This window comes from Acinetobacter bohemicus ANC 3994 (assembly GCF_000367925.1).
Lineage (GTDB): Bacteria > Pseudomonadota > Gammaproteobacteria > Pseudomonadales > Moraxellaceae > Acinetobacter > Acinetobacter bohemicus.
The window spans coordinates 259,450-279,006 of sequence record NZ_KB849168.1 but is presented as its reverse complement, the minus strand read 5'-3'; the positions used below and the strand labels follow the sequence as shown (position 1 = coordinate 279,006).

The 19,557-nt window shown below is 42.5% G+C and carries 12 protein-coding genes; 5 read left to right on the top strand and 7 right to left on the bottom strand.

The genetic code is table 11. From position 1 onward, the window contains the following. Nucleotides 1–30: 30 nt before the first annotated feature. The 5 genes from F994_RS09030 to F994_RS09010 all read right to left on the bottom strand — a co-directional run bounded on the left by F994_RS09030 (nt 31) and on the right by F994_RS09010 (nt 5,413). Nucleotides 31–1,110, bottom strand: coding sequence for a patatin-like phospholipase family protein (locus F994_RS09030; RefSeq protein WP_034696965.1), 1,080 nt, complete (start codon nt 1,108–1,110; stop codon nt 31–33). A gap of 161 nt (nt 1,111–1,271) precedes the next feature. Continuing rightward, the gene (locus tag F994_RS09025) at nt 1,272–2,891 is read right to left on the bottom strand and encodes an ABC1 kinase family protein (RefSeq protein WP_004650005.1); all 1,620 of its coding nucleotides are present in this window, start codon (nt 2,889–2,891) and stop codon (nt 1,272–1,274) included. 12 nt (nt 2,892–2,903) lie between these two features. Next, nucleotides 2,904–3,584 carry a ubiquinone biosynthesis accessory factor UbiJ gene (locus F994_RS09020; protein WP_004650004.1) on the bottom strand — a complete coding sequence of 227 codons (681 nt, stop codon included), beginning with the start codon at nt 3,582–3,584 and terminating at the stop codon, nt 2,904–2,906. 11 nt (nt 3,585–3,595) lie between these two features. Then, nucleotides 3,596–4,540, bottom strand: a complete 945-nt coding sequence (gene ubiE, locus F994_RS09015) for a bifunctional demethylmenaquinone methyltransferase/2-methoxy-6-polyprenyl-1,4-benzoquinol methylase UbiE (RefSeq protein WP_004650003.1) — start codon at nt 4,538–4,540, stop codon at nt 3,596–3,598. A gap of 162 nt (nt 4,541–4,702) precedes the next feature. Then, nucleotides 4,703–5,413 carry a DUF8198 family protein gene (locus F994_RS09010; protein ID WP_004650002.1) on the bottom strand — a complete coding sequence of 237 codons (711 nt, stop codon included), beginning with the start codon at nt 5,411–5,413 and terminating at the stop codon, nt 4,703–4,705. A 205-nt stretch (nt 5,414–5,618) separates the two neighbouring features. Here F994_RS09010 and pap point away from each other — a divergent pair, with 205 nt between their 5' ends. Next, nucleotides 5,619–7,055, top strand: coding sequence for a polyphosphate:AMP phosphotransferase (gene pap, locus F994_RS09005; protein WP_004650001.1), 1,437 nt, complete (start codon nt 5,619–5,621; stop codon nt 7,053–7,055). A gap of 58 nt (nt 7,056–7,113) precedes the next feature. Here pap and F994_RS09000 read toward each other — a convergent pair whose 3' ends face one another. After that, the gene (locus tag F994_RS09000) at nt 7,114–7,620 is read right to left on the bottom strand and encodes a hypothetical protein (protein ID WP_004650000.1); all 507 of its coding nucleotides are present in this window, start codon (nt 7,618–7,620) and stop codon (nt 7,114–7,116) included. 207 nt (nt 7,621–7,827) lie between these two features. Here F994_RS09000 and F994_RS08995 point away from each other — a divergent pair, with 207 nt between their 5' ends. Genes F994_RS08995 through recD form a run of 3 tightly spaced genes read left to right on the top strand, consistent with a single transcriptional unit; the run spans nt 7,828 to nt 17,055 of the window. Further along, nucleotides 7,828–11,520, top strand: coding sequence for an exodeoxyribonuclease V subunit gamma (locus F994_RS08995; RefSeq protein ID WP_004649999.1), 3,693 nt, complete (start codon nt 7,828–7,830; stop codon nt 11,518–11,520). A gap of 6 nt (nt 11,521–11,526) precedes the next feature. Next, on the top strand, nt 11,527–15,237 hold the full coding sequence (locus tag F994_RS08990) for a UvrD-helicase domain-containing protein (protein ID WP_004649997.1): 3,711 nt from the start codon (nt 11,527–11,529) through the stop codon (nt 15,235–15,237). A gap of 54 nt (nt 15,238–15,291) precedes the next feature. After that, on the top strand, nt 15,292–17,055 hold the full coding sequence (gene recD / locus F994_RS08985; RefSeq protein ID WP_004649996.1) for an exodeoxyribonuclease V subunit alpha: 1,764 nt from the start codon (nt 15,292–15,294) through the stop codon (nt 17,053–17,055). Nucleotides 17,056–17,734: 679 nt separating this feature from the next. Here the strand turns inward: recD and F994_RS08980 are convergent. Continuing rightward, nucleotides 17,735–19,033 (bottom strand): serine hydrolase domain-containing protein, encoded by a 1,299-nt coding sequence (locus F994_RS08980; RefSeq protein WP_004649995.1) that lies wholly within the window; start codon nt 19,031–19,033, stop codon nt 17,735–17,737. 243 nt (nt 19,034–19,276) lie between these two features. Between F994_RS08980 and rpsO the strand changes: the two genes are divergently transcribed. Continuing rightward, nucleotides 19,277–19,546, top strand: coding sequence for a 30S ribosomal protein S15 (rpsO, locus tag F994_RS08975; RefSeq protein ID WP_004649994.1), 270 nt, complete (start codon nt 19,277–19,279; stop codon nt 19,544–19,546). Nucleotides 19,547–19,557: the final 11 nt, after the last annotated feature.

The window sequence follows — 19,557 nt, the reverse complement described above, 5'->3', positions numbered from 1 at the left end:
ATGGTTAGATAGACTTCAGTTCGAGTTATTTTATAAATCCTGCATCACCTCAGGAAAATGTTGCTTTTCCACCAGCTCTAAAAATTCATCACCCAAACGCTGACTTTCAGCCACAGATTGGTTCCACATCTGAATGCGCTGTTTTTGATCTAAACCTTTTAAGGTGAAATCTTTACGATCGGGTAAACGTCCAAGGGGTAAGGATTGCAAATAGTCTTGCGAAGGCGAAAGCAATAAGGTTCGCGCCTGATTTTCAGGATTGGCTTTACGCTTTTTCAACATTTTGTCGAACCAACCGGGGGTAATGCTGTCGCTAAAGTGTGGATACAGCACAATGCCTTGACTCTCAAAGGGCAGGTCAATGTGATAGTCAATTAACCCCCCATCACGGTAACTGCCTTTTGGTGCATCTGGAATGTCACGAATAGCCGCCATGACACCGGGAATAGAGGCTGATGCCATTAACCAAGGGATGGCATTGTCCCGATTTAAGCTTTGATAATGGGTGACAAAGTCATCCTCTACTTTAAATTGCTGACCAGATGAGGGTTGGCTAATCACCCGTTGCATAAACAGACGATTGTGCTTACGACCCAGTGCATTACTGCCCATAATACCTGCCACAGAGGCAAGTAAGGGAAGGGCCAGATCACTTTGGAAAATGTGTTGGGCTTTAATTGAAATCACTGCAAGGTGATAGTCAGGATGATCAACCAGTTGTTGTTCTTGACCTTGAATCAGCTCAATCAACATGCCTTGGCAAATGTGAGCGACTTCCTGACGTGACATTTTTTTATGAAAGGAGAGGTTGGTATATAAATGAGATAAGCGTTCAGTGCCTTTTTTTGCACCCCAAGCCAAAATACTGGCAAAACGCCAACTGCCAATCGATGAACCTATCAAGGTTCTGCGCTGTGGAGCTTGGGCAAAAAAATCACCAAAAATGGCTTGGTCTAAACCTTGAATGCCAATGCCTTTTGGACCACCTGCCGCACCGGGAACAATGTCAACGTGCTGTGCATGTAAACCTTCTTTTTCAATCAGTTGGCGTGCAAGATGACCTGCACGAATCGTCAGAGAAGGGCGGTGTTTTTGCAGAATTTGCATCATGGCCTAGGATAAATATACAAGTGTGTTGTTATTTTAAGCTGCTAGGCTTTAGCGACAATGGCGATATTCATCACTTGTTGACTGATCAGTCATTCGATGGAAAACAGCCTGATCATTTTCATCATCAGGCTGCTGAATATTCAAAACTTATCAAAATTGGGTTATTTCGCGATGCGCCAAATGGCAAGGATGCTTGAGCATACAATCAGCAAAATGGATACATACCACGGTGCAATAATGGCAATGGCTAACAAAATCGCCATGACACTACCGAACATCCAACTACGTTTTTGCTGATGTTCCATTTGCAAACGCATGCTTTGGAGTTCATTGAGTTGTTTGGAGTGCCAAGCGGACTGATTTTTTAAACCATTGAGGCTGTCAATCATCAGGCTAGGTAGGTCTTGTGCACCGAGTAGCAGATCTGGAATTTGCTGACCCAGTTCTTTCATATTTTTGACTGGACTCATATTGGCTTTAATCCAATCGGTCAAAATCGGTTTCGCCAGTTTCCAGATATCCAGTTCTGGATACAGATCTGTGCCTAACCCTTCCACATGTACCAAGGTTTTTAACAACAGCATCAATTGTGGTGGAATTTCCAAATGGAAACGGCGTGCAATATCCATCACTTGAATTAAAATGCCGGCAAAATCCAGTTCATGCATCGGTTTTGAAACCATTGGCCCAACCGTACGACGCATTTCACGCGCTAAAGCATCTTGATCGGTGCCCGGTGGAATCCAACCTGCTTGATGCACCACCAGAATCAGTTGCATAAAGTTGCTGTTCATGACTGCAAGTAACATGCGTGCCACGGTCATTTGGTCGTGTTTAGACAACTCACCCATAATGGCGCAATCCAGTGCAATAAAGCGAGGATTGCTTGGGTTAATCGTTTCGACAAAGACGTTGCCGGGATGCATATCGGCATGGAAAAAGTTGTCACGAAACACTTGGGTGAAAAAGATGGTTAGCCCTTTTTCTGCCAATTCCGCACGATTCATGCCCATTTTATCAAAGGTCGCGATATCGGAAATCGGCACACCAGTGATCCGTTCCGCCACCATCACATCTTTGCTGTCCATATACACTTCAGGCACATACATCATGCTTGAGCCAGTGAAGTAGTGGCGCATACGGCGGGTATTGTCGGCTTCTAAAGTCAAATCCAATTCATTAAGAATAATTTGACGATAGTTCTGAATAATTTCAGATAAATGTAGTGCTCGTGCCGCTTCTAGACGTTTTTCTAACGCTGCACCGAGCCAATCCAGAATTTCAAAATCGTGTAAAATTTGCTGACGAATATTGGGGCGCGTGACTTTCACCACCACTTCACGGCCATCATGCAAGGCTGCAGTATGTACTTGCGCGATTGAAGCGGCGGCAAGCGGTTGCTCATCAAAACGAGCAAACAGGGTGTTTACATCGGCTTTTAAGGATTCCTGAATGCGCATTTTGGCAACATGGTTGTCAAACGGTTTGACGCGATCTTGTAATAACACCAATTGCTGTAACACTTCAGGTGCAATCAAATCACGGCGGGTAGAGAGCAACTGGCCAAGTTTAATTGCCAGCGGTCCCATTTCCTCTAAAGCGAGTTTCAGCTTGAGTGGATTTTTGCGCTCACGACTGGACCATGCCGCAGGGTGCATGCGAATCAGGCTTAACGCATGACGGGCTTTTTCAGGTAATTCTTCCGCAGGAAACAACGTGTCGAGTCTATAGTGCGCGGCGATGCGCCAAAGTTCGAGTAAACGTGAAACGTGCGGAATCATATATGTTATTACCTAATCTTGAGGTGAAGCAGAAGTTGCAGCTGCATCAATGTGTGCTTGAAGCTGTTGAATTTTGGCTTCAGTACGATCTAAATTTTGATTGAGAATACGCGTATCTTGATTTAAGTCATCCATCTGCCAGCGTGGGGCAAATACGGCTAAATCTTCTTTTAAGGCATCTTCAGCAAAGAACAAGTGACTTTGCAGTGAGCGTTTTAAATGTTGTGGTACGCGCTGAATTTTACCCAGTTCATGTGCAAGGCTTGGGCCAATCCAAGGACTTAAATGTGAGGCTAAATCAGGTTCGGCTTGTTGCATGATGCGTTGAATATCTTGCAACAAGTGATAGTCACCTTGCAGGGGGATATTACCGACATCATCCGCAAACAATAACTTTAAAAGTTCAACCACATTTTTAACCTGTAATGTGGCCGTCGCTTCAGAAAGCTGTTGATTTTGATCAAATGGACGTTGTTCAAAAATAGATGCTTTTTCACTTTGCCCTGTGACGGTAGGTTCAAGGCGAACTTTATTTTCATCAAAAAACACATCGACAGACAGTTGCGGGGCATCAATGACCACCCGCAACATTTTGCCTTGCAGTGCATTGAGCTGGATACGAGTAAGCGCATCCAAATCAATGACATAATGAATGAATCGTTCAACTGCACCCAGTGCCAGAATCGACCACATAGCGTCAACCCTTACAGTTTAAAGCCGCGGTGAACCGCAACAATACCACCGGTTAAGTTGTGGTAGTCACAGTTTTGGAAGCCTGCCTGTTCCATCATACCCTTGAGGGTACGTTGGTCGGGGTGCATGCGAATTGATTCTGCTAAGTATTTATAGCTTTCTGAGTCATTGGCAATGATTTTGCCCATGATTGGCAACGCCGTAAATGAATACAAATCATAAAGCTTAGAGAACGGTTCAAATACAGGTTTAGAGAATTCTAAAATCAGTAAACGACCGCCCGGCTTAAGTACACGGTACATGGCAGCAAGTGCTGCATCTTTATCGGTCACGTTACGTAAACCAAAGCTGATGGTCAGCAAGTCAAAACTGTTGTCTGCAAATGGCTCTAAGGTTTCAGCATTGGCTAAAACGAAATCGACATTGGTACAACCGGCATCGATTAAACGGTCACGACCCACATTAAGCATCGATTCATTGATGTCAGATAACACCACATGACCTGTAGGACCGACTTCACGGCTAAAGACTTTGGCTAAGTCACCTGTGCCGCCTGCAATATCTAAAACATGCTGACCACGACGCACGCCAGACATATTAATGGCAAAGCGTTTCCATAAACGGTGAATACCGAACGACATCAAGTCATTCATGATGTCGTATTTGCTGGCAACAGAATGGAACACTTCAGCCACTTTCTGTGCTTTATCATCACTGCTGACCGTTTGATAACCGAAGTGTGTAGTTGCACCGACATTGCCAGTATTGGCACCACGTGGCAGATTATATTTAGGTACTGAACCTGTAACAGGGGTATTTGTCAGCTGTTGTTGTAAGGATTGTTGCTGACCTTGAGCAGTACCTTGTGGAAGCGGTTCGGTTAAGAAAGGACTTACTTTGTCTGTATTTGGTGCCGACTCAGGGGTCGAAGTAGGCGTTTGATTTTCATTAGACATAGAGTCACTCCTAACATAAAAATAGGGTTAATGTTGCAGTGCATGCATGATGACAGATTCTAAGACGTTGTACAGCAATCAGCATGCAATTGTTATGAATAATATACAGAAATCTATTCTTTATTTTTATTCATAGTTCAATTTGTGATTTCCATAACAGCATCATTGATACTGAAATGGATTTGGATCGGCTGCATGAACTTGATGGATAATTTGGCGTTCAACCGCGGTAAAATCTTTGACAAATTTCTCTGCCGACTTTAACGGTTTCATCGCTAAAAAGCCATCCTGCATAAATTCATACATCACTTGAAAGTTGTATTTGCTGGCTGCACCTTTACACATTTTAAATGCGGTATAGACCATAAATGAGCGCATATATTTATCTAAGCTCAAGCCCAGTTGATCGAGTAAATCCAGCTGTTGAAGGCGTTGTTGTCCTTGATCCAGTTTAAGATAGGTCAAACGCATCATTTCATCGGTTAACTTTTCATGCGGATGGTAGTCTTTGAGCAATTGCATCGCGACTTGTTCATCCAACTGTACGGCTAAAATAGCCAAAGAAACGCCTGATGTGCCTGTTTTGATGGCATTTTCAGGAATCAGTTTTTCTGCTTTATGGGCATATTTCATTAAACGCGCAATTTGCCCCGCCAACGCGTCAAAATCTGAACCGCCATATAAGCGATTGAGAAAATACTCAGACATTAAAATATTGTGCTTTTCAGCAAACTGTCGCAAATGCGTGCTTTGCATGCGCGTTTTTTGCCACGCTTGCACGTCTTGTAAACGCTGAAAAATGTCAGGATTTTGATGGTAATTCAGTTGATAATATAACTCTAGTAAGTCATCCAATGCAGCCAGTTTTGACATCAAGCATCTCTATTATTTTTTAGATGGTTAAATCTTAGAGCGAGATGGGCAAACTCGCTATGACAATCTGTGATAAAAATGACTAAAGAGAAGTCAGTTTAATGTAGAAAGCAGCAATTTCACGCAACATAAAATGCATATTTTATGATTCAGCGTTGTTCTATGCTTGGATATACTGAAATAAATACAAAGATTTGGAAGCCATATGTCTACAGAAAAAACAGAAAAAATAGCAAAAACTGAAAATCAGCTGTTGGATGAAGCTGAATTGGCCTTGAATTTGATTGAAGCACAATATTTTCTAAAAAATAGCCGCGACCAAAAAAATGCCAAAAGTCTGGTGATTTTAGTCAACGGCATTGAATTGGCCGGTAAGGGCGAATCTGTTAAGCAGCTACGTGAATGGGTCGATCCGCGTTATTTACGCGTCAAAGCCGATGCACCGAATATATTTAAGCAAAATCAAACTTTTTGGCAACCGTATGCACCCTTTATTCCTGCTGAAGGGCAAATTATGGTGATGTTTGGCAATTGGTATAGCGATTTATTAATAACGGCTTTGCATGTGTCCAAACCATTAGATGAAACCCTGTTTGATGCCTATGTCGAGGACATGCGAACCTTTGAACAGGACCTAAAAAATAACCATGTTGATGTGGTGAAAGTCTGGTTTGACTTGTCATGGAAATCTTTGCAGAAACGACTGGACAATATGAAGCCGAGTGAAGTGCATTGGCATAAATTACATGGTTTAGATTGGCGCAATAAAAAGCAATATGACAATGTACAAAAACTGCGTCAGCGCTTTACCGATGATTGGATTGTGATTGATTGTGAAGATGAAAAACGACGTGATCAACAATTTGCCCAACATATTTTACGTGCTTTAGAGCATTGCCCAGAACATTTAAGCCAAAATAAAACCAAGTGGAAACAGGCGACCGTTCCTGAACCTTTATTAGCGCCAGCAAATAAGGCGGTCAATCAAGATAACTACAAAGCAGAATTTAAAAAACTGTCACTTAAAGTGGCTGAAGTCCTGCGCTTCGATGATCGTAAAGCGATTATTGTTTTTGAAGGGATGGATGCGGCGGGGAAAGGTGGCGCGATCAAGCGCATTGTGAAAAATCTTGATCCACGTGAATATGATATTCACACCATTGCGGCACCTGAGAAATATGAATTACGTCATCCCTATTTATGGCGTTTTTGGACCAAATTACAGACCGATGAAGATATTACCATTTTTGACCGTTCTTGGTATGGTCGGGTATTGGTCGAGCGGGTTGAAGGTTTTGCCAATGAAGTCGAATGGCAACGCGCTTATGAGGAAATTAATCGTTTTGAAAAAGATTTGGTCAACAGCCAAACCGTGGTAATTAAATTTTGGCTCGCCATTAGTAAAGATGAGCAGGAAGTACGTTTTAAAGCACGAGAAGAAACACCGCATAAACGCTTTAAAATTACCGCCGATGATTGGCGTAATCGTGAAAAATGGGACGCTTACTTAGACGCTGCCGCAGATATGTTTGAGCGAACTAGTACGGTGCATGCACCGTGGCATATTATTGCCACCAATGATAAATATATGGCGCGCTTAGAAGTGCTGCGAACCATTTTAAAACAGCTGAGAGCGGATTAAGCTCTCAGCAGCGAGATCATTCAGCCTTACTTAATGGTCAAGACTTATAATGGTTTGCTTAACCGACAAGCTGCGCATTTTGTTTTTTCTGAATGTCTTTGGCAAGGCTATAACAATCTTCCACATGCGCTGCCGCGACTTTTTTCATGACCATATAGCCTAAACTTGCGGCAATAATTTGCCCGCCTAGGGGAATGAATTTAGTCACTTGTTTGGTAATGACTTTGGCAGCAATATTGTTGAAGGAGCTTTTAACCGCAGTACGCGTAATCACCAGTCCTGAGAACTCGACACCACGTTTGCGCAGTTCATGCCAATGCACTTGTTTGGTTTCGGGGTCATAGACACTAATTTGTTCGGGTGCTAAACCAAAGCGCGCATTCACTTCTGGAATGAGTTGTGACAAAATTCCGACATCGATGACAACATCCAGAAATGGCACAGGTACGACCGCAGCACCCGCAGAAATGTAAGCGCGTTTTTGCACCAGTTCTAAGCATTCGGCACGAATGATGTCTAAATCTAATGCTGGGTCTATGGAGTCTGGAATTTTATCTATTTTCATAATCTAAATACCTTAAACTTCGTGTTGGTTTTTCTATTTAATGATTAGGGGCTGAAATGTCAAAAGACCCTATTAAGGTACGAATTTCAAAGCATTTTTGAATCGAACCGAAAGCTCAAAGTGACATAGACAGATGCAGATGTATAGTAAATAATTTTTATGCTTTTGTAGGCATTGTATTTTAAAAAAGAGTGGAGTAGATCATTCATGGCAATTCATGTGATTCAAAGTCAGCGTATTGATGTACTGGTTCATGCCATGTTGACGACCGTGAATAAGCCTGCTGCAACGCCTTTTCAGGTGCTGAAAACCCAACATTTTATTGTACCGTCACATGCAGTTGAAGCATGGTTAACGCAAAAATTAGCCGAACAAAAAGGCATTAGTGCCAATACCCAATTTCATCATCGTATTCGTGGTTTTCAATGGTCAGCTTATCAATGGGTGTTGGTCGAACAAAAAGAACAAGTCCGTAAAGCCAATATTCCACGGATTATTATTAAGTGGCGCATCTTTCAAGCCCTAAAAACTTTTATTCAAGCGGAACACAATCCTTTAACCACAGATCATCCTTTACATTCGATTGTACAGCGCATTTATGACAGTGCTGACCGTTTGGAGCAAGGGGTGGAAAAGCAGCTGAAAAAGCAAGGCATGCTGTATTGGGTGTCGGAACAAGTCTCGCGCTTGTTTAGTCATTACATGGAATATCGTGGGCATTGTCAGAAAAATTGCCCAGCCAATCTGTGCAACTGTCCAAGCAATTGGTTGCAGGCGTGGGGACAAAATAAACCACTGCCGATTGAACAGATGTTTTTTAAAACCAATAGCGAAATTTCTGAATTTACCTTGCATCAGGCCCATGAATTAGAAACATGGCAGCGTTGGTTATGGCAGGAAGTCTTTCATCAAGACTTTGAGCAAATGCAAAGTATTGATGCGATGTTTTGGGAAATTTTAGATGATCCTGAGACACGGCAAGCGGCTTTAAAAAAATTACCATCTCAGTTGGTGATTTTTACTTTGCTGGATTTGCCGCCCATGCAACTGGCATTTTTACGCCGTTTGGGGCAATACATTGATATTTATATTTTGCACTACAACCCTTCGCAAGAGTATTGGGCCGACAGTGTCGATCCCAACTGGAAAGCGCGTTACGACGTTGGGGTGAAAGAACGTTTTATTGTGAAAAACCCCAAAGCCAGTGATGCCGACATTACAAAATTCTTTCAGGAATTTACCTTAAATTTTAATGCAGAACAGCGTGAATCACGCCATCCGTTACTGACGCGTTTTGGTAAACAAGCGCGGGATCATTTTTCCTTGTTATCCAATTTATCTTCAGGTGAAGATGGCATTTGGGCAGATGCTTTTGTCGATGATTATGCAAACCATTTACTGGCTAAAGTACAGTCTGATGTGTTGTATTTGGTCGAACCGGAACAGCAGCAATATGTGTTGGATGAGCAGGATGATTCGATTCAGATTCATGTCTGTCATTCCAGTTTACGCCAGCTCGAAGTTTTAAAAGAACAACTGATTCATTGGTTGGCACAAGGCAGCAAAGATGCACCGCGCAGACCCAGCGATATTTTGGTTTTAAGCCCCAGTTTAAGTGAACTTGAACCTTTAATTCGTAGTGTGTTTGCACCACCACCGAGTGAACGCGATCTGATTCAGCAAAAAACAGGCAGTAGTCATCAACTGTCCAAAGACAGTATTTATGTGCCGATTAAAATTGCAGGGGTCACGCAGCTAGATGCACTGAATGCTTGGAAAGCCGTTCTGGGGCGTATTGAGTTAATTCAAGGGCGTTTTAGCATTGAAGATTTTGCCGATTGGCTCAGTCTGAATGCAACTCAACAATTATATGGCTTAGAAATCAATTCGATTGAGCGTATGACGGAGTTGTTGATTGATGCCGGTTTTAAACGTGGCTTAGATGCACAGCATTTACAGCGCAGTCTGTCCGCAGGTGACGAGGATTATCGCTTTAGTTTTAAATTTGCGCTCGATCGTTTGGCTTTGGGCGTTGCCATTCCTGAACATACTTTATTTCAAGGCACGCTCAGTTTTGCCAAAGTGTTACCGAGTGATTTTGAATTAATCGCCAAACTGATCCAGATTTATCAAGATGTTGATGCACGCCGCGACTGGATGACAGCGCATGAACAAGGCGAACGTGTGCCAGTTGAAACATGGCTGAAACGGCTGATGCAAGACATTACTGAATTTGAAAATGCTGGGGTCGAATCGTTAAGCAGTGTCTATAAAATTATTAAAAAACAACAACGCATGCTGACACTCGCCAGTTTTTATGATGAGCACGATCATCATGCCTTACGCGCGTTGAGTTTGCCATTACCGTACTTATTGGCTGAAATTAACAGTACTTTGGAAACACAATTGGAACATGCCGAACCGACGGGGCAAATTACCTTTAGTCAAATTGGTCAGATTCGTCCTGTGCCGTATAAACTGATTGTGATGCTCGGACTGGACAGTGGTAAATTTCCAAATCGTAGCCAACATTTGCCCTTTGATTTAATGGATTTGCTGAAACCGCAATTGGGCGATCGTTCACGCCTAGAAGATGACCAAGGTGCATTTTTAGATAACCTGCTTTTGGCACAGGAAAGTTTGTGGCTGTTTTATAACGGTTTTGATATTAACGATGGTGAAGTGCGTGATCCATCAACCGTGTTGCAGGAATTGATTCAACATCTGGCATTTATTGTGCAGTCGAAACAACCTGATGCAGCGATCAACCAAACCGTGAATATTCATGGGGTTGAAGTTCCTGAGCAACTACAATCGCTTTATCACGTGCATCCTTTATTGCCGTTTGATCCGGTTGGTTTTGAATCCATAAAGCCTGTGCGTTATCAGGACCAATGGTTCAGTGTGGCTGGGCAAATTCGTCATGCGACAGGGCAACGCTCGGCTTGGGTGAATACGCCATATCAACATCTACAACAAGACGTACAAGTATTGGATAGTCATCAGTGGATTCAGGATGTGACTTTTCCTGCACGCTTATATTTAAAAACCTTGGGCGTGGACAATTTACGCCCTGAAGAGCTACCCGCAGTGCAAGAACCGTTATTGCTGGATGGTTTAGGACGTTATGCCGTACGTCATTTTTTACAGCAGCATGAAGGTGAGGCAAAACCTGAATTATTGCTGGATCAGTTGCCGATTGGAAAATTGCAACACAGCAGTTGGCAAGTCAGTGTGTTAGAACAACAGCGGCTAAAAGATCGCTTATTCAGATATGCCTCTGAAACCACACCGACGACGCAGCAGGTCTGGAAGGTCAATGATCAGATTTATATGAACATTCGCCTACCGAAAAATAGTGCCGAACACTGGGTCAGTCTGGAAGCTTCGAGTGCGCGTGCCAAACGGCGTGCCAAAGTGTGGTTGGAGTATTTACTTTGGCTGGCTTACCTCAATATGGGCGAGGGCGGTGAAAAACTGACGCGAATAGTGGTGTTTAGTGACCGAACTATTTTATGTCAGGGGGTCAGTTCCAATCAGGCGCGGAAATGGATTGAGCACTGGTTAGCGGCGTGGAAATATGGACAAACTCAGCCTTTGGTTTTACCTGCGGCTTTGCTGCTAAAAGTTGCTGAAAAAGACAAAGCGCACGACTGGCAAGCCAATGATCAAAATCAAATGTGTATCGAAGATATGGACGTGATTTATAAAGATTGGCATGAGGATGGCAAATTTACCGGTTTTTCAGTTGCCGACAATGAAGCGACCAAAATGCACCGTGACTGGCAATTTATTTTACAGGAACAAGATGCCACCGCTTTGCTTGAACAGGCTTGCACACAATTTTCCTATCATTTATATCAGCCGGTCTTTTGGCATCAATCTGTGATTGAGGAATAAAACAGCATGAATCATCCTCAAACCTTAACAAAAATATCCTTCAACCCGATTGTCGATATGCAGTTTAAAGGATTGCACTGGATTGAAGCGTCGGCAGGCACAGGCAAAACCTTTACCTTATCCAGTTTGATGGTGCGGATTTTTCTCGGTGCTTATTTGCCGAATCAGGTGATTGCGACCACGTTTACCCGTAAAGCTGCCGCAGAGCTCAAAAACCGTATTCGGCTGCGTTTGCTTGAAACCTTACGCTATTTCGAAGGCTGTCAATCGCTCACTGAAGCTGAAATTCAAGCCAAAATTACAGGCGAAACGGATCCTTTATTGCAAAAGGTTTTGCAGGATTATGCTACGCGTGTGGATTATGCGCGCGAGCGTTTAAAACTGGTGCTTGATCAGCTGGATGAGCTATTTGTCGGCACATTGGACAGTTTTAGTCAAAAGTTATTGCGTGAATTTTCCTTTGAAAGTGGCAGAATTGAACGTGCTGATATTACCGATGATGCCAAGAGTTATACTCAACAATTAATTCACGATGTACTGCGGGAATGGATTCAACTGCAACCGCAAAATGTTGTCGATTATCTGTTGCTTAATCAAAAACTCAAATCACAAGAAGCTTATATCCCTGTGGTGGAAAATACCCTGAACTTTGCTTCGGCACAGTTTCAGGAAGTCACGCCGCCAGAACTGGATTTAACTCAGTTTGAACAATTGGTCGATGATTTTATTCAGCTTGATTTAAGTTTGATTCAAACCTTAAGTGAATATTATCAGCCAGAAGGACAATATCATGCCGTGATTGGGAAAAAATGGCGGACTGATGGCTTAATGCAACGGACTTTGTGTCAGGATTTGCCCGCTTTTATTCAGGCTTTGGCTGAGCAAGGCAGCTATGCTTTATTTGCGCCGCATTTCGAAAAAACACTGAAAAATCTGACCGATCTGGCGACTAAAAAAGTTTTAAATAAATGTGCTGAAGATGTGCTGAATCAGTTTGATCAGCATGTGCTGCTGCAAAGCTTACGCCGCTTTTGTGAAGCGTTGTCCAAACTCAGTGTAGATTTGGATGTACTGGATGCGTATTTAAAGTTTTATTTAAGCCGCGAAGTGAAAAAACGCTTACCGCAAGTATTACAACAAAAAAGTGAAACCACGTTTGCGCAGCAAATTCGTACCTTGTCTGAAGCATTGCAAGGTGAACAAGGTTTACGTTTCGCCAAGTTTGTACAGGCGCATTATCCACTGATTTTGGTGGATGAATTTCAAGATACCAACCAAGATCAAGATGATATATTGGCGCGAGTCTGGCGTGATGCCAAGCGCTATAGCCAAAGTTGCATGATTATGGTCGGTGATCCGAAACAAGCGATTTATGGTTTTCGCGGTGGCGACATGCTGACCTATAACAAAGCCCGTGCCGATGTCTTAAGTAAGCAAGGTCAGGAATACAGCCTGAGACATAACCATCGTTCCGTTAAAGTCTTGGTGGAAGCGGTCGATGCACTGTTTCAACGGCAAATGGATTTTGGCGAAGAGGTGATTTATAGCCCCGTTGCAGCCGGTGTTCGTCCACATCCAGCACTGGTCGATGCGCACGGTGAAAATCATCAACCGCTACGTTGGCTATTATTAAATGATAAAAAAGATGAACCCATTCAGGTGGCATGGAAAATTCGCGACTTACTGAATCAGGGGATTGAAGAACAGCTTTATCTGGCGGAGCAGAGCAGTCCTCGATATTTGATTGAAAATGACATCGCGATTTTATCGAAAAACCATGATGGTTTAGATAAAGCCCAATATGAATTGGAACGTCTAGGCATTCGGGTCAATCGCCCTTCAAAACGCAGTGTGTTTGATCATCAAGTTGCCAAAGATGTCGGGGCTTTGCTGAGCGCGATTATGCATCCTTATGATGAAGCTAAAATCAAACGGGCTTTATTAAGTCGATTATTGGGTTTTAATTTACAACAGTTAATGCAACTTGAAGCGCAAGCCGATGGCTTAAGTCAGTTTATTTATGACTTTGACTGCATTCGTGAAATGTGGCTGCAAAAAGGCTTTTTAACCGCTTGGCAATATTGTTTGAATTTATTCCACGTTTGGAAAAATGTGGTGGCAACCCAAAGCCGAGATAATGAACGTAGCGTAGTCAATTTACGTCATCTGACTGAATTGCTCAGTCAGCACAGCGAACAATATCAAGGTGCGCAAAAGCTCTATCACTGGTATTTAAAACAACTGCAATCGCCAGCTGAACGTGAATGGGAACTGGAGCGCAAACTGTCGAATGAGGCAGGCATTCAACTGATGACCATTCATCAGTCTAAGGGATTGGAATTTAAAATTGTTTTTCTGCTCGGGGCAGATAAAGATTTCAGGGAAATGAATAAGACCCTAAATTTTTCCACCGTAGAGCATATTCATCCGGTGACGGGTCAAGTGGAACTGCAACGTGTGGTGGCGGTGAATGATAAAAATTTGTTGGATCAACATGCGATTGATCAGCACAATGCACGCGCTGTCGCAGAGCAGCACCGACTTTGGTATGTGGCACTGACCCGAGCGAGCCACCGTGTCTATGCCATGTTGCAGGATCAGGAAGGCAAGTCAGTCAATGGCTTGGCATTTTGGCGTGGACAAGCTTTTGTTCATCCGGCCAGTGCCGATGAAGCTTTACTGCATGAAAAACCCATTCAATTACAGATTAAACAAATACAAGCAGCGCTACCTTTACAGGCATTGAAATTTCCAACCCAGCGTTTTTATCCACGCGCCAAAACCAGTTTTAGTGCTTTGGCACAACATTTAACGCGTAAACAAGTCATGGATGTTTTTGCTGTGCAGACGGAAAAAATGTCGAGTGCGGCAGATGAAATTCATCTGACAGATGCCATGGTAACAACCGCAATACAACCCTTGTCATGGATTAAACGTCAGTTTCCGATGGGAACGGTCGCGGGAACATTCCTGCATGAAATTTTTGAACATATTGATTTTAAAGACCAACAGGACTGGGCTTTGGAAATTCGTCGCCGTTTTAAAAATGATTATCCAAGCTTATGGGCAGAACTTTCGGCAAAATATGCGCAAGAATTTCAGCAAGCAGATGAAGAACAATTAATTGCTTGGATGAGTGAATGGTTACAGCAAGTTTTAGCCACGCCGTTGCATCAAACCTTTAAATTGGATCAGCTGACCGAACATGAACATTTAGCCGAATTTCCTTTTTATCTGTCATTGTCAGATCATGTGTTAGCGATCCAGCGGATTCATCAGTTATATGCAGAATATGGTATGGAAATGCTGGATTTTAACTCGGCAAACGCTGCGCGCTATTTAACTGGATCGATTGACTTGGTTTATTTTGATGGTCAGCAATATCACATTGCCGATTATAAAAGTAATTTTCTGGGTACAGATCAAATCCATTATTCTGCCACGGCCATTCAGCAAAGTATGTCGCAAGCCAGTTATTGGTTGCAGGCCGGCTTATATCTGGTGGCATTGCACCGTTATTTAGCGGTTCAAATGCAGGACTATAACATTGAGCAGCATTTGGGCGGCGCGAGTTATTTGTATTTGCGCGGCATGAATGGACAAGCGGAACAAGGCTGCTACCACTGGAAACCAGATGCTGAATTTGTGCTGCGTCTTGATGCTATTTTGGGCTATTTTGCGGAAGATAAAACCAGCAAAATTGTCGAGTGGATATAAATTAACAGTGTTTAAACAATAAATTAAGTTGTGGATAACTTTGAGGATAACTGTGTGGAAAATAAACAATCTAAAGAGGGTCAAAGCGCTGAATGGATCAGCACTTGGAGTCGGTTTATTCGCCAGAAGCCTTTGAGTCATGCGCCACAGCAGGAAACTGGCAGCGATATTATTGAGCAAGTGCTTGAGGCCATTCAACAGGGTGACAGTTGTATTTCTGCAAGTTCGGAACAAGCCGAGACTTTAAATGATTTGGTGGTTTCAGTTGCTCAGATTGAGCAACAGATTGCGCCGTTTGTTTTTGATGAACAGCGCTTGTATCTGTATCGTTATTGGGCTTTGGAACAGTCTTTGGCGCAGCAAGTGGCACGCTTAAAAAAGCAAAAAATAGCGGCGGTTGATATCTCGGTTTATCCTAATTTATTGACCGATGAACACCAAATTCAAGCTTTAAGCATGGTTGCCAAGCAGGGGCTAAATATCATTACTGGTGGGCCGGGGACAGGAAAAACCTATACTTTGGCTCGGATTATTGCCGTACTGAATCAAGCGATGCCGAATATTCGTATTGCGATGGCAGCGCCGACCGGGAAAGCGGCACAGCGGATGAAAGAAGCGCTGCAAAACTCTTTGAATGATGAAAAACTTCAGGATTTGGTGACGGATGAATTAAAACAACTGAATCCAATTACCATTCACCGTTTATTGGGTTTAGGCAGCAATGCTCAGCCACGTTTTCATGCCCAACAACCTTTACCTTATGATGTGATTGTGATTGATGAAGCTTCAATGTTGGACTTAAGTTTGGCCAATATGCTGTTGTCTGCTGTGCCTGATCATGCTCGTGTCATTTTGTTGGGCGATGCCGATCAATTGGCAGCGGTCGATGTTGGCTCAGTGCTTGCCGACCTACAACAAGTTCCAGCTTTAGCAGAAAATCGCGTGCATTTGCGCAACAGTCGTCGTTTTAAGCAAGATGCCTTAATTGGGAAAATGGCGCAATTTATTCAAGCGCAACAGCCGAATCAAAACGCTGCTGCATTGCTCGAAAAATTTGCTGCGCAAGTGGTTCATCCAAGTGAAATAAAAGCCATAGCACTCACAGCGGAAATGGAAGACCAGCTTCAACTGGAATATTTGCCCATTAATATGCCTAAGCAATCGGATCGAACTCAATATTACGACAAATTGATGCTCGGTTATCAGCACTATATTGATGTCCTAAAAAGCTATTTAACTGCCGATGAGCCAGAGCTTTGCATAGCAGAAGTGGTTAAGCTTTTTGATGATTATCGAATTTTGACCGCGATTCGACATGGCGCTTTAGGCTTGTCACAGCTCAATATGCAAATCGAACAACGCTTACTGGAAGCTTTATCATTGCATATGAGCAAGCAAGGCGATTGGTATGTCGGACGACCAGTGATGATGACCTATAATGATTACCAACTCGGTTTGTCGAATGGTGATATTGGGATTTGCTTTAAACGCAGTCGAGATGGCCAGTCACAATTCGAAGTGTATTTTCCCAGTTTAGAAAAATGGGTGCCTGCGACACGTTTACCAAAAAGTATTGAAACGGCATTTGCACTGACGATTCATAAATCACAAGGTTCCGAATTTACCCATGTTGCGGTGGTGTTAGATGAGGCTGCGAAAAATTTATTGAGTAAAGAATTGCTTTATACCGCTATTACACGGGCAAAAAAGGTGGTCAGTTTACTCGCAGATGCAGACGCTTTACTACAATCTTTGACGCTTCGAACCTCAAGAAAGAGTGGTCTGTTAGATAAAATTAACAATGTAATAAATTGTTAATTAGAAGTAAATAATATTTGCTTTTGTACGAAATTGCTTACAGTGATTCGAGAAATTAGCGCATAGAGCTTTATCAGGGTTTTTGAGATGATGGCTTCACATAAAAAGCTCAACACGGATAGTTGGGTATAATCGCCATAACATAATAATAATGTCTTCAGACAGCGAACTTACAGTGAAGTAAGATAAAGAGGAAACTTACAGCCGCTAAGCCTTGTAGTTTTGGGAGAGACTACAAGGCTTTTTTATATCTGAAAAATAGTTTTGTTATCCAAAGACTTACTTAATCTGACACACTCCATCCAAGTACTTTAAAACGCACCGATAGATTGGGATAGCACGGTTTTTTGCAGCCCATTAATATGGATGTCGAACTGAACCTTTGTCTTTAAATCAGAGTAAGTGATTGCCAGCGTTACATTGTTAAAAAAAGATTAATTAATGTACGTAAAAGCTTACACGGAGATACGAAAAAGCCGACTTCTTTACAGAAGGCTTTATGGCAAAATCTATCAGATAAGGACGTAACAAGTTGACACATGGATTGTTTATTATAAAAAACGCGGAATAGCGAATATGATCACTATAAATAAAACAACAACAACTAAAATATAAGAACCTACAGCGCAAAAAAGCCCAAGCCTAGCTTGGGCTTTTTTTATAAGCTTCGTTTAACTATTTAAACTAAATCGGTTTCTGTACGATCTGTTGCAAATAATGAACGACGTTGGTTTTTCGGAATTTTTGGACAGTTGGTTGAAATTTGATAGAGCGTTTTTGCGAGCACAGGTAAATGGGTGCCCACCACAGATTTTCCTGTGGTTAACAGCGATACACTAATATCACGTTCTGGATCAGCCCAACATAAAATATTGGAAAAACCGATATGTCCAAAAGCTTGTCCCGTCATTGGTCCAAATAAACCGATAGGATTACTGCCGAGCATTGGACCTAATGCATAACGCATGGGTGCTAATAATGTTCGATCTAAGCTAATACCTGAGGTGGGTAAGGTCGAACGGAATACCGTTTGGGCACTCATAATTTGTTTGCCTTGGTATTCACCTCCACTCAAAAGCATTTCAAAGAAACGCCCCACTTGCTCAGCACTGGTATAAATATTTCCAGCAGGGCAAATGGTGTCCATAAAGCGGGTGTCATTGGTAACATCTACGGCAAGCTGTAAGCCACCACCCAGTACACGATGGAGATAATGGTCTGTACCTAAACTGGGATGCATGCCTGTGGCATAATTTAACGCCACATCTGCACGATATTCAGGTTTTAAACCATAGTTGAAATAATCTAAGCCCATCGGTTTTTCAATCTGTTCATGCAAAAATTGTCGAACACTTTGTCCTGTGACGCGCTGAACAATTTCACCCAAAATATAGCCTGCGGTGACGGCATGGTAAGCAAGGTGATTACCAGAGGGCGAAACCGGTTTAGCGGCATAAAGAAGTTTTAAAATTCTTTCTTGGTCAAAAAGCAGCTCTGGGGTGACTTCGCTGTCAATGCGCGGAATACCACCGCGATGGGAGAGTAAATGGAAAATGGTGGCACGACGTTTACCATTCACACCATATTCAGGAATATAGTAGCTGATCGGATCGAGTAAATTCAGATCACCCCGTTCATCCAGCATGTGGATTAACATTGCCGTAATCATTTTAGACGCTGAAAATAAACAGACAGGTGTGTCGGGTGTACCAATCTTGGCATCGGGTGCTAAGCCATCTGGCGAATTGCCTTGTGCATAACCAATACTACGATTTAATAGAATTTTCCCCTGACGACGTAAACAAAAAGTGGCTAAAGGGTAATTTCCTGTTTGATAAAGAGCCTCGACACTGTGCCAGATTTTTTGAATTTGTCTTTCCGTCATTCCTCCTAATTCTGCTGGAACTTCATCTTTAGAGTGAATCACTTGATTCAGGTCTTTTGGTACATAACAGGTATTGGTTGATAAAATTTTCACATTCCCTCGCAATATTTTTTATTTTCTTTGGTCTTTGTTATAGATTGAAAACAGACCAATGTTAGTTTGCCTATTTTAATCAACGCTGTCAGTTGCCGAATTGCCGGCGAAGTTAAAACATTTTTGCAATCACCTGACTTTTCCCTTAAAATAACGCACTTGCTGTAGTGATGCACGGCAGTCAATTGAGTAATCAATTGATTTCTATCATACGTAATTTTTTAAGCATCTCGGAGAAATCGAATGGCTTTAACAAACGCAGATCGCGCAGAGATCGTTGCTAAATTTGCTCGCGCTGAAAACGACACTGGTTCACCTGAAGTTCAAGTAGCTTTATTGACTGCTCAAATCAATGAATTACAAGGTCACTTTAAAGATCACAAACACGACCATCATAGCCGTCGTGGTTTGATCCGTATGGTTAACCAACGTCGTAAGCTTCTTGATTACCTTAAAGGTAAAGACGCTACTCGTTACAGCGCGTTGATCGCTGCTTTAGGTTTACGTCGTTAATTCGATTAAAC